Here is a 12,456-nt window from a genome sequence, read left to right as displayed (position 1 = left end):
AGATGCAAATTAATTTTGGAGCAGATGATGATATTTCTTTTACGAAAGAAGGGCGGGCTGGTATTATAAAGCTCACACGTTCTTCAGCATTAAACGCTCTTAATCAACGAATGGTTTCAGCTTTAAAAAAAGCTCTCAGAACATGGGAAACAGATGATAATGTTTCTTGTGTCTTAATTGAAGGGGAGGGGCGTGCTTTTTGTGCTGGTGGAGATGTTGTAGAAATCTATCATATGGGGAAAAGTGTTGCTGCTTGTCAATACTTTAGGGATGAATATAGCTTAAATGCTTATATCAAACATTTTTCAAAGCCCTACATTTCTTTCTTAAACGGTATTTGGATGGGAGGAGGGGTCGGTATTTCTCTCTATGGTTCGCATCGAATTGTTACAGAAAATACAGTTTTTGCTATGCCAGAAGGTGCGATTGGATTTTTCCCAGATGTAGGTGCAAGTTTTTTCTTACCATCTCTTCCCAATCATTTTGGCATCTATCTTGCATTAACGGGCGCACGCATAAAGTGGGGAGATTGCTTAAATTTAGGATTAGCAACACACGCCGTTGCTGAAACTGAATTCGATATGATTAGAAAAGCTGTTATTGAGCAAGGAGATCCCACTTTAGCTTTAAACGAGCGAGCAATTACAAAAGACTATGAAACAAGTCATGAAATACGTTGTATTATTAACAGTTGTTTTAGTGCCCATAGCTTAGAAGAATGTCTTGAGTTGCTACATAAAAAAAGCAATGAAGATGTTTTATTTGCTAAAGAATGTTATGATATTTTGCAGTCACGTTCCCCGACAAGTTTAAAAGTTATCTGGAAACAAATGAAACAAAATTCATCTCAAACGTTGGAAGATTGTATGAAAATTGAAAACCGCATAGCGCATCATATGATTCATTCACATGATTTTTATGAAGGTATACGTGCTATGTTAATCGATAAGGATAAAAGACCTCAATGGCAGCCAGATAAACTTTCAAATGTGACAGATGAAATGGTAGATTCTTACTTCCAACCTGTTGAACAAGAGTTATTATTGTGAAAAATAATTCTCACAAACATATTTCAAAAATCAATTTAATCTATAACTGTTACTTACGGTTTTTGGCACTTATTTGCTTAGTTCTAGGTATTTGTTATTGGATACGCCTTGTTGGTGTTTTTCCAGGTATTCTATGGCGTTTTGATCTTATGCCTTGGCAGTGGCAATTTGCATCAGCTATATTGGCTATTCTCTATCCTATTGCCTTAGTTGGACTTTGGATGTATTCACTATGGGGCATCATTGTGTGGTGTATTGCAGCATTGATTGAAGCAATAACAATGTATTATTCCGATTTTATTTATCAGCCATTTGTACCATTATTTCATGGAATATTGTTTTTAGCTTTTATAGCACTACAAATTGTGATGATTTTTTTTAAAAGAGTAAAAAATAAAAAAACATTGTGATTGAAATTTTCGAGCCAGAATAACAGGCTCGATTTTCAATCTTAGCTAATTTAAGTAGCTCATTTTAAAGATTCATTCTTCAAAGCGCTGATGCTAGATATACTATTTCTATAAAGTTCCATAATATATATTATGCGATAACATGATACAGAAGATAAATCCTTTATCCCAAAAGAAAACCCTCCTTTAAAACATCATCATATTTATATCATACAATTTACTTTTAAAATAAAATTTGGTCTTTAAAGTACATTCCTTAAAGACCAAAAAATGAAATTACGTATAATAAAACTAAGAAAAATTATTGTGCTATTTGACAACGTTTCGTACGTGCAAGATCATTCAAAACAGCATTACGGTTATTTAAAGCTGAAATTTCATTACTTTCACTGGATTTAGGATCTATAAAAAACAAAGCAGGAAGAAATACAAGACTTGTTGCTGCTAAAGCCGCATTTTTATTTCTTGCTTTATAACGCTCTCTAATTGTAGCATCGATTTGGCGCTTATTAGCAAAAAATTCCCGTTGAATATCAGAACAACTCATTGTTCCATCATGTAATGTGGTAACTGGAATATTTTTTTCTAAACGCCCCCCACATGCTGTCAAAAAAAACGCTAAAACGACAATACATACACCCCATTTAAAATTTTCTTTATACATAAAAACCTCACTTTTAACACAAAATGTTTTTAATGAGATTTAAATAGAGCAAAAGTAAGATTAAAATTTTAACAAATATACTATCAACAAAAATATATTTCGTTAATAAGTTCACGCATCTGTTTAAAAAGTAAGACCTTGATATGCAGGTTTTACATAGGATGGGACGTAATTTGCGACCACATTGTAATCCAGCGATCTATCCATATGTGTGAGTATTGCTTGTTTTGGCTTTAAATATTCTATCCATTGTAATGCTTGATCAACAGAAAAATGACTTGGGTGAGATTTAAATTGAAGAGCTTCAATGATGAGAACATCCAAACCCATTAATTTGGATAACGTTTTTTCAGGAAACTCACTAACATCTGTGCAATTGGTCTTTAAAGTACATTCCTTAAAGACCAAAAATAGTGATAATGAAATTACGTATAATAAAATAAGGAAAATTATTGCATTATTTTACAACGTTTCATACGTGCAAGATCACTCAAAACAGCATTACGATTGTTTAAAGCCGAAATTTCATTACTTTCACTGGATTTAGTATCCATAAAAAACAAAGCAGGTACAAATACAACACTTGCTGCTGCTAAAGCCACGTTCTTATTTCTTGCTTTAGAACGCTCTGCAATTGTATCATTAATCTGACGTTTATTAGCAAAAAACTCCCGTTGAATATCGGCACAACTCATTGATCCGTCATGTAATGTTGTCGTTGCAATATTTTTTTCTAAACGCCCCCCACATGCTGTTAAGGAAACCGCTAAAACCACAATACATACACCCCGCTTAAAATTCTTATACATAAAAGCCTCATTTTTGACATAAAAAACACTAAATATGTCAGAAATGAAATAAAATAAAGGATAAATTTAAAAGTATTTTATTTAACTTAAAATATTGCGCATAATAAGCTTATGCATCTGTTTCAAAAGTAAGACCTTGATATGCAGGTTTTACATAGGATGGAACGTAATTTATAACCTTATTGTAATCCAGCGATCTGTCCATATGTGTGAGTATTGCTTGTTTTGGCTTTAAATATTCTATCCACTGTAATGCTTGATCAACAGAAAAATGACTCGGATGGGATTTAAATTGAAGAGCTTCAATGATGAGAACATCCAAATCCATTAATTTGGATAAAGTTTTTTCAGGAAATTTACTAACATCCGTACAATAGGCAACATTCCCAATCCGAAAACCTAAGGAATGAATGTTTCCGTGGTGTTGTAAATGTGTATTGACGCTTATTTCTCCGCCCTGCCCCTGAATAATAAATTGGCTATCTTCATTGATAAGATGCTCTTTTAAAATGGGAGAATAAGATGAATCTTTTGGAGTTTGAAAACAATATCCGAAAGCACTTTTGAGATGCTCTAGTGTAAATCTGTCGGCATAGATATCTATTAAACATTTTTGTGCAAGTGCATAGCTGCGTAAATCATCAATACCGTGGATATGGTCTGCATGAGAATGCGTGTAAAGAGCAGCATCAAGATGGCTTACACGCGCATCGATCATTTGTGAGCGAAAATCTGGACCTGTATCAATAACGATCGTTGTTTTGCCTCCTGAAGGTTTAATACGTTCAACTAATAAAGAACTTCTGTAGCGTTTATTTTTAGGGTTATTCGGATCACATGTTCCCCAATCACCATTAGGTCTTGGCACTCCTGGAGAAGGACCACAACCTAATATTGTAAATCGGTATTGATCACACATATCTTTTGCCTTATTTCATTTTGCTAAATAAACGAAAAGCATTACGCGTTGTTATTTGAGCTGTTTCTTCAATGCTTAAGCCAATTGTTTCAGCCAAAACAGCTGCTGTATAACATACAAAAGATGGTTCATTTGTTTTGCCCCGATGGGGACTAGGTGCTAAAAATGGAGCATCTGTTTCCACTAACAAATGCTCATGGGGCACAATTTTTGCTATTTCACGGATTTCAAATGCGTTTTTAAAAGTAAGAATACCTGAAAAAGAAATATAACCACCAAGTTCAATTCCAGCACGAGCAAGTTGCATTCCAGACGAATAACAATGAAGGATAAAGGGAAAAGCTCCTTCTTTTGTCTGTTCACGTAATATTTTCTCCATATCGATATCGGCATTGCGTGAATGTATAACAAGAGGAATCTGTGTTTCTCGAGAAGCAATGATATGTTCATGAAAAACTTTCTTTTGCTCTTCTGGAGTAGAATAATCATAATGATAATCAAGTCCCCCTTCCCCAAACGCAACAATTTTAGGGTGATTCGAGAGCTGTATAAGCTCTTCCGCTGTAATATTTTGTTCTTCATGCGCATGATTGGGGTGTGTTCCAACGGAACAAAAGACTTGATCATAGCTTTGCGCAATGGCTAACAGCTTATCTAACTTATAAACATGGGTTGAAATTGTTATCATACGTTTAACGTCAGCATCTAAAGCCCGTTGGATAACATTATCCAAATCTTGTGAAAAATCTTCAAAATCAAGATGACAATGTGTATCAATCAACATGATGAGTATCTTCTTTCTTCAAGATATAACGAGGAAAAATTGGTTCTGGTGGTGGAAGATCAAGCCCTTCTTGAATTTTTGAATGACTTATATGATACAATAACCGATCATCTTCAGCAACCGCAAGGCTATCAAGAAGTTTCGCTGCTGATTGGGGTATGAAAGGCAAAAGCATAATTCCTATTCTCCGCAAGATTTCTACAGTTATATAAAGAACTGTAGAAAATCGCTCTCGATCATTTTTACGTAAACTCCAAGGTTGTTCGTTGGCAAAATAGCGATTGGCATCTGCTACAATTGAAAAAATAGCTGAAAGTGCTAAATGCATACTATAAGAAGACATAGCTTGGTGTACAGTTTCAAGTACTTGAAGAGATTGTTCTAAAAGCTGTTTATCTTGAGCTGAAAATGAAGCTGGTTTCGGGACTTGTGCATTACAATTTTTGGCAATCATAGACAAACAGCGCTGTGCTAAATTACCAAGATCATTAGCAAGATCAGCATTAATACGGTTCACAAGGCTTTCATGACTATAACTACCATCTTGTCCGAATGGCACTTCACGGAGAAGGAAATAACGGACCTGATCAAGACCATAGTGTTCAACCATTTCAAAAGGATCAACGACATTTCCAATAGATTTTGACATTTTTGCACCACGATTAAGTAAAAAACCATGTGCAAAAATATTTTTAGGCAATTCAATTCCAGCAGACATTAAAAATGCCGGCCAATAGACTGCATGAAAACGAATAATATCCTTACCAATAATATGCGTATTTGCAGGCCAAAAATCACGTTTTTTTGAATTTTCATTGAAAAAACCTATTGCTGATAGATAATTTGTAAGCGCATCAACCCAGACATACATCACGTGCTTTGGATTCTCAGGAACAGCAATTCCCCAGTTAAAACTTGCGCGTGAAATAGAGATATCTTTTAAACCTGATTTGATAAAACTTATAATTTCATTACGCCGCTCAAATGGAGCAATAAAATCAGGATGTTTTTCATAATATTCAAGAAGAGCCTTTTCATAATGAGAAAGTCTAAAAAAATAACTTTCTTCTTCATTCCATTCAACTGGAGAGCCTAATTCCTTCTCACGACGGATGTTGTCTGGTCCAACTTCCGTATCTTTTTCTTCATAATAGGCTTCTTGGCGAACCGAATACCACCCCGTATAACGACCGAGATAAATATCGCCATTTGCTTCCATCTTTTTCCAAATTTCTTGACAAGCTTGATAATGGCGTTCTTCTGTCGTACGGATAAAATCATCGTTAGAACAATTTAATACTGCAAGCATTTTTTGAAACACCGCACTATTACGATCTGCAAGCTGCTGAGGTGTCATGCCTAATGCAGCTGCTGTTTGTTGCATCTTGAGACCATGCTCATCTGTACCAGAAAGAAAAAATACATTTTTTCCGTTTAACCGTTGAAAGCGGGCTAAAACATCGCTTGCAATTGCACTATAAGCATGTCCAATATGTGGAGCACCATTAGGATAAAAAATGGGAGTTGTTATGTAATATGTGTCACGCATGTCATACTCGTTGTAAAACGCTATAAATAAAAGATATTATGACATAACGTTTGTTTATCGCATTGTCACGGAAAAACTAATCCTCATGAATGATCTTATGAACTTTAAAAAGCAAGTTAATAACAAACTGCTTTTTATCGAGATTAAACAGTTGTATTTCCTCTATTTCTTGATGAATCTCCCGCCATTTTTCCGCATATTTTTTTGAGAGAAATAAGTCTCCCTTTTCAACGAGCATGATAGCTTTTTTTTGAATTTTATTAAGAATTTCATCACAAAATTGTTGAAATTGGAATGTAGAAGAAACAGATGAAAATGTTTGTGCAAGAGTATGTACAATCATTGCGTTACAAACAGGTTTCTCTAGGAGAGCATCAATTGTTTTAATAATTTCAAAACCGCCATGGCAAACAAGTAAAGCAGCTTTTCGAGGACTTCCTTTAGATTTTTCAATAATCATTTCAATTGTTTTCTCATCAGGTAAATCCTGATTGGCGAAAATATGTGTAATAACTTTTTTCATTTCATCGTTATTCAAGGGACGAAAAGAGATTTTTTGACACCGTGAATGGATTGTTGGAAGCAATTTGCCAGAAGAATGCGCGATAATAACAAATAACGTTTTTGTAGGTGGTTCTTCAAGTATTTTAAGAATTGCATTTGATGCATTTCTATTCATATCATCTGCAGAATCAACAATAACTATACGCCATCCATTTTCTTGTGATGTTCGGCTTAAAAAATGCATAATATCACGGATATCATCAACGAGTATTCCTGTTTTAAACTTTTGCGTTTTCACATCAAATCGACGTGAAATATACAAAAGACCAGGGTGACTTCCTTGTGTAATTTGGCGCCATGGGGTAGAATAAGGATCGGGTTTCAAGAAAGCACTCTGTTGAAAACTTAAAATGTTCCAAGCAAGATGAAAGGCTAATGTAGCCTTTCCAATCCCATATTCTCCTTCAAATAATAATGCATGATGTAAACGCTCTTCTTTAAGCATTTGTGTCAAAAAATGACGCACATCCTCATGACCAAAGATAACATTGTTCTGGGATGGTGATAAAATTGTATCAATATCATCATATTGGCGTAAGGTATTTACATTACTCATGAAAGCTGATCCAACAATACCTGATGACAAATATTTTTTATTTGATGAGCAATGGCTTCCACTGAGCCAGTGGCATCAATAACTCGAAATCTATGGGGTTCCTGTTTGGCCAATTGAAGAAAAGCCTGACGCCTTTGTTCTTGAATTTCCAACAGATCTTTTTCAAAATAATCAATTTCTTCTGTTTTTTTTCTTCGCAAATTTGCACGCTTCATACCACACATTGCAGGCATATCTAATAAAAATGTTAAATGAGGCAAAATACCATTGAGCGCAATACACTCTAAAACAGAAAGAAGAGAAGAACTGACGGTATCATTGAGTCCTTGATAAACGCGTGTAGAATCAATAAAGCGGTCACATAAAACGATTTTACCTTTTTGCAAAGAAGGTGCGATAACCTCAGTAACATGGTCGACACGTGCAGCTGTAAACAAAACAGCTTCAATCAACGGTCCATACTGTCGCGCCTGCCCCGACAACAAAATATGCCGGATTGCTTCTGCTCCTGGTGTTCCTCCTGGTTCTCGTGTTGTGACAACATCATAACCTTGGTGTGAGAGAGACTCAGCAAGTAAAGAAATCTGCACCGTTTTCCCTACCCCGTCCCCTCCTTCAAATGTAATAAAATAACCTGACACGTATGATCTTAACCTTATTAGCGCGTAACTACAAATATTTTCGTAACCATCCAATTGTTATTTCATAGAATGCATTTTTTACTTTTGCAAAGAAACTTCCTTCCTGAACATTCATTCCGGCAAAAACTGGTTTTTCCAGAAGAACCTTTTTATCTTCTAAAATTTGAATAACGCCAACTGATTGCCCAGAAACGATGGGAGCTTTCAATGGACCATGATATTTAATTTTTGCTTTAACATTTACTTTTTTTTCATTCGAAAGCATAAAACTTATTGGTGTTTTAACAATGAGTGGAACAAAATTTTGTTTACCACCATAAACAGAAGCACGACCAACCGTTTCTTCTTTTGTAAAAATCGTTTTGAGATCAAAAGCCGTCATTCCCCATTGAAGAATGCGTTCTATTTCTTTTGTATATTTTTTACCATCTTGCAAACCATTGATTGCTAAAAAAAGACGTCGATGATTTTTAGAAATGGTGGTAACCATTGAAAAACCTTCTTTTTCACTGTAGCCAAAACCAAATCCTTCTACACCAATTTCCTTAGAAATAAGAGGATTTTTATTACGTTGAAAAATATTATTCCATGTAAAATGAGGCTCACAATAAAGTGCATAATAGTCCGGATATTCCTGAACAATATGACGTGCTAATATAATCATATCACGCACAGTTACAAATTGTCCCTCTTCGGGTAACCCTGTTGCATTAACAAAATGACTCTGAGATAATCCGATTATTTTTGCGCGCTGATTCATCAACTTTGTGAAATGAGCTTCATCTCCCGATATTCCTTCAGCAAGAATAATAGCAGCATCATTTCCATTCACAATAATTAAACCACGCAACAGATCAGAAACACTGATTTCTGTTTTTATCTTTGCAAACATAGTGGTTGTACCGGAAGGTGCTCCACCCTTGCGCCAAGCATTTTCACTGACCTTAAATTTCTGCGTACTTTTTAATAATCCTTTTTTTAATTGATGAAATACAACTTCTGCTGTCATCAATTTTACTAATGAAGCAGGAAAAAAAGGAATAGCACTTTGTTTTTCATAAAGTATTGTCTCTGTATCATCATCGAGTAATAACAATTGTGAAGCAGAAATTTGAAAATCTTCTGCTTTCCCCCACATGACAAATACCAATATCCCCCATAAGGTCAATAAGATCCTTAATATTGTGTACATAGCTGCTCCTCCCATCCCAAAGATCAACATAAAGAATCTTATATAGGAAAAAACTTTTTTATTTCCGCAAATTGAGGAATTATTGATGACTCAAGAAAAGATTTTATTTTTATTCAGCGTTAGTAAAAGTAAAATGATGCACTTCTTATCTTCCACCTAGATTCAATTTTATGTTTTAAAGCATGAGAGACAAAAAATTTTTTTTATTTGTTGTTTTATATTGATAGTATATTGATTTATTATGATAAATTATAATCTTTTAACGTGGATCTGATTCAAAATACTGTAAGATTCTTTCGTTATATTTCCTCTCATATTGAATTCAATAAAATCGCTTGCTTACGCATCATAAGTAGGGTTCGTATATAGATAAAAATTATTAAAAAAGAGAGTAAAAATACTTCTTATCAACCTCTCAAGTGTTAAGAATTATCGCATAAAACATTGGGGCTTGCAAAGTGTATGACGGTGTCGGTTTATATCTTCATAAGTGTGAAGATGGTGATATCTAAAGGCGTTACAGTTATGCCATTCACAGGCGCTGTCGTAAAATAGACCTGTAGCGTGTTGAAGTATGTCTCTTTTAAATAAGTCCGTGAATTGGCAATGTAAGCGTATTTTGTTTGAGACGCTCTGTTTTTCGTGAGGGAACTTACTCCATTAAAGAACATGATAAACAAAAGCATGAGGTAATATATAATCTCTTCATAAGATATTACCGTGGATACTTTGGAAAGATGCAAGGCCGAATCAAAAGAAAATATTTTTTTACTTGTTAAGCTTTTTATTCCTCTCAAATCGATTGTACAGTTGTTTTGGAGATTACACAAACAGACTGATACAATAATCTACCTTCGTCTAGCAAAAGCTATTACAGTAAGAAAAGTACGCGCTTTATTAAGCAAGCAATATCATAAAACGACGAATAGACCAGCAATGGAGTAGAAAGGCCGTACTGAATTTATAATAATAGCACCCCACCACGCTTTTTGAAAAGGACAACGCGCTTTAAGATGAAAATCTTACACTAAATCCGTAAGTTCTTACCTTTTTTACTAGAAAATTATATAGATAAAAAATCAATGCATTTTTTCTTAAAACAGTTGTAGCCAATTGACCTTTGTTTTTTTGTTTAGCTTATTTATAGAAGCAACTTGATCAAATGGTATCGGCTTATCAACCATGATAGGACCAATTTCTGGCAATTTAACTGCAACAGTTTTATTACGTTGTTCTTGTTCAACAGCAGCTGCTTTAGCTAATTCTTTTTTGTTTCCTGTATTGCGCTGCTCTTTTAACAAAACAGTTTCTCTTTTTTTCGCAATATTTTCCGACGCTAATGAATATGGGGCAGCATTTCCAGGAGTATAAGAGGACATTAAATATGCACCATCATAATAGCCAACAGGTGCTTCAGCAATATATTCTACTTTAACATCTGCAACACCCCTATCTACATACCCCAGTATTGTCGCAGCTTGCCTTGATAAATCAATGATTCTGTCTTTCATAAAAGGTCCGCGATCATTCACTCTAACAACGATTGAAGATCCATTTTTCAAATTAGTAACACGAGCATAGCTAGGTAAAGGCATTGTAGGATGAGCAGCAGTCAAAAGATTCATGTCATAAATTTCACCGTTGGCAGTTAAACGTCCATGAAAATCTGAACCATACCATGATGCTTCGCCAACACGTTTATAAGTTGGATCACTTTGAGGATAATACCACTTTCCTTTTATTTGATAAGGTTTACCAACAATCGCTCGTCCACGCTTTTTTTCTTCCGATTGATTCTTCTTATTAGATACTTGTTGAGGTAGTACAGAAGTGTTTACGTTAATTGGTTTATTATGATAGGAATCTTTTATTGAAAAATTCATAGTTTGGCTTGCGCAACAAGATACCAGTGACTGAGAAATGACGATCATAGAAAACAATTGAAGTGTTGGTTTAATCATAAAAGTAAATTTCTTTTTTCTATTTGAAGGCATCTATTCAGTCCACTTATTTCTGTTAAGTACTACTGTAAAAACCACGTCACGCTTTTTGTACGCAACGGAAGAATTTACGTTTTTAAATGATTCCCCTCGCGCATATACCACTCTTGAATTGGCCCCTTCTATCAAGAAATTAACGTATTGTTAACCTTTTTATGATCTTCATAAGAAATAAATGTACTATAGTAGATGTTAAAAAGAGTAAAAATTAAATAAATCAACATCTTATAGAAAAGTCATTTCATAATATAAAGTGTGAATAAGTGGTGATTTTAGCAACTTGTTTTGCGAATCATGTAATGCAGTGGGTATTAAAAAATCAACCTATAGATTGAGAAAATTAGAAACCACATGTGCTGCCAACGCAGGTACAATCCTATCGTAATCTTAAAGCTCTTTTTTGTTGGACAGGAGACAGCATAGCATCGCTCTATTTCAAAACAGCTGATAGAAAATGACAGGTTATAGAATCAACAAAAAACTTCAAAAAGAATAAAAACAAGAAAGATTCTTAAATTTTTTATAGCCTATTGATATTAATTTAAATTTGGTGAGCGCGCAGGGATTCGAACCCTGGACCTACTGATTAAAAGTCAGTTGCTCTACCAGCTGAGCTACGCGCTCTCATACAAGCTATCTAGTTTGCACACTATCTAATTTGTAGAAAGTGAAGGGAACATACGGTTGACTTTCCATTTGGTCAACACCTTTTGGAGAAAAATATTATTATTTTCTTCAATTATCAATAATTTTTCGTTTTCACCCCTTTACTTCATCATTGTATAAGTACTCTTTAATCTTATTTTTGAAGTTTCAATAAAGGAAAAATTTCACTGCAAAATATTGCATAGATTCGAAGCGTTAAAATTATGAGAAATTACCCCCTTCCCCTCACATGGGTTGTTGAGCATAATGGGTAGAGAAGAAAAAATACCTTTTATTATAATATTATTTTTTATATCTTTATATCTTAGTGTTCAATTTTCAAATATAAATACAGATTTATAAGATAATATATTGATTTATAATAATTTATCATTTTTTCACTTGAGTGATAAGTCTCAAATACTGTAAGCTTATCTCATTTCAAATCTTTTTTATATTGAAACAATAAAAAGCATTTTCTTGACCAATATAAGTGAGAGAATAAAACTATAAAAAAGAAATGAAAATACCTTTTATGCCTCCTTTCAATAATCAAAATTTATCGTAACATTAGGGTTCATGAAAATAGTATATAGCAGTTGACACGTGAGACCTGAAAATGGAACAATGAGCAACAATGGCATTTTGAGAGTATAATTTTATTTATGCATAAT

11 protein-coding genes, 1 tRNA gene and 2 pseudogenes are annotated in these 12,456 nt (G+C 34.1%); 3 read left to right on the top strand and 11 right to left on the bottom strand.

Annotation, left to right across the window (positions count from 1 at the left end; all coding sequences use genetic code 11):
• Positions 1 to 2: 2 nt before the first annotated feature.
• Together ACFILH_RS01215 and ACFILH_RS01210 are read left to right on the top strand one after the other, a co-directional pair.
• Positions 3 to 1,049 carry an enoyl-CoA hydratase/isomerase family protein gene (locus ACFILH_RS01215; RefSeq protein WP_375657781.1) on the top strand — a complete coding sequence of 349 codons (1,047 nt, stop codon included), beginning with the start codon at positions 3 to 5 and terminating at the stop codon, positions 1,047 to 1,049.
• On the top strand, positions 1,046 to 1,459 hold the full coding sequence (locus ACFILH_RS01210; RefSeq protein WP_375667249.1) for a DUF6163 family protein: 414 nt from the start codon (positions 1,046 to 1,048) through the stop codon (positions 1,457 to 1,459). Before ACFILH_RS01215 ends, ACFILH_RS01210 begins: the two co-directional genes overlap by 4 nt.
• Before the next feature lie 301 nt (positions 1,460 to 1,760).
• Here the strand turns inward: ACFILH_RS01210 and ACFILH_RS01205 are convergent, their stop codons facing one another.
• The 10 genes and pseudogenes from ACFILH_RS01205 to ACFILH_RS01160 form a co-directional block, all read right to left on the bottom strand.
• Complete coding sequence (locus ACFILH_RS01205; RefSeq protein WP_375637625.1) at positions 1,761 to 2,123, bottom strand: hypothetical protein; 363 nt, start codon at positions 2,121 to 2,123, stop codon at positions 1,761 to 1,763.
• A 123-nt stretch (positions 2,124 to 2,246) separates the two neighbouring features.
• A pseudogene (locus ACFILH_RS01200) lies at positions 2,247 to 2,498 on the bottom strand (MBL fold metallo-hydrolase); the annotation flags it as partial.
• A gap of 74 nt (positions 2,499 to 2,572) precedes the next feature.
• Entirely contained in the window at positions 2,573 to 2,932 is a 360-nt protein-coding gene (locus ACFILH_RS01195) for a hypothetical protein (protein WP_375613428.1), read from the bottom strand.
• A gap of 109 nt (positions 2,933 to 3,041) precedes the next feature.
• Entirely contained in the window at positions 3,042 to 3,851 is an 810-nt protein-coding gene (locus ACFILH_RS01190; protein WP_375631133.1) for an MBL fold metallo-hydrolase, read from the bottom strand.
• Positions 3,852 to 3,861: 10 nt separating this feature from the next.
• Positions 3,862 to 4,635: a TatD family hydrolase gene (locus tag ACFILH_RS01185; protein ID WP_273791049.1), complete on the bottom strand. Its 774-nt coding sequence runs from the start codon at positions 4,633 to 4,635 to the stop codon at positions 3,862 to 3,864.
• Positions 4,625 to 6,184 (bottom strand): methionine--tRNA ligase, encoded by a 1,560-nt coding sequence (gene metG, locus ACFILH_RS01180; RefSeq protein WP_375637624.1) that lies wholly within the window; start codon positions 6,182 to 6,184, stop codon positions 4,625 to 4,627. The genes ACFILH_RS01185 and metG overlap by 11 nt, the downstream gene beginning before the upstream one ends.
• A 76-nt stretch (positions 6,185 to 6,260) precedes the next feature.
• Positions 6,261 to 7,304, bottom strand: coding sequence for a DNA polymerase III subunit delta' (locus ACFILH_RS01175; protein WP_375663058.1), 1,044 nt, complete (start codon positions 7,302 to 7,304; stop codon positions 6,261 to 6,263).
• Complete coding sequence (gene tmk, locus ACFILH_RS01170; protein WP_273791046.1) at positions 7,301 to 7,945, bottom strand: dTMP kinase; 645 nt, start codon at positions 7,943 to 7,945, stop codon at positions 7,301 to 7,303. Before tmk ends, ACFILH_RS01175 begins: the two co-directional genes overlap by 4 nt.
• A gap of 28 nt (positions 7,946 to 7,973) precedes the next feature.
• On the bottom strand, positions 7,974 to 9,137 hold the full coding sequence (locus ACFILH_RS01165) for a D-alanyl-D-alanine carboxypeptidase family protein (protein WP_375667248.1): 1,164 nt from the start codon (positions 9,135 to 9,137) through the stop codon (positions 7,974 to 7,976).
• A 1,094-nt stretch (positions 9,138 to 10,231) separates the two neighbouring features.
• Positions 10,232 to 11,131, bottom strand: a complete 900-nt coding sequence (locus tag ACFILH_RS01160; protein ID WP_375631127.1) for a septal ring lytic transglycosylase RlpA family protein — start codon at positions 11,129 to 11,131, stop codon at positions 10,232 to 10,234.
• 277 nt (positions 11,132 to 11,408) lie between these two features.
• On the opposite strand from ACFILH_RS01160, the pseudogene ACFILH_RS01155 reads away from it, so the two are divergent.
• A pseudogene (locus ACFILH_RS01155) lies at positions 11,409 to 11,595 on the top strand (hypothetical protein); the annotation flags it as partial.
• Positions 11,596 to 11,685: 90 nt separating this feature from the next.
• On the opposite strand, the gene ACFILH_RS01150 reads toward ACFILH_RS01155, so the two are convergent.
• Positions 11,686 to 11,761: transfer RNA gene (locus ACFILH_RS01150), tRNA-Lys, on the bottom strand.
• Between the last annotated feature and the right edge of the window lie 695 nt (positions 11,762 to 12,456).

The sequence above is a fragment of the Bartonella sp. CL435QHHD genome (assembly GCF_042195095.1).
Lineage (GTDB): Bacteria > Pseudomonadota > Alphaproteobacteria > Rhizobiales > Rhizobiaceae > Bartonella.
The sequence above is the reverse complement of the archived record's forward strand: the minus strand, read 5'-3'. Positions and strand labels throughout refer to the sequence as shown.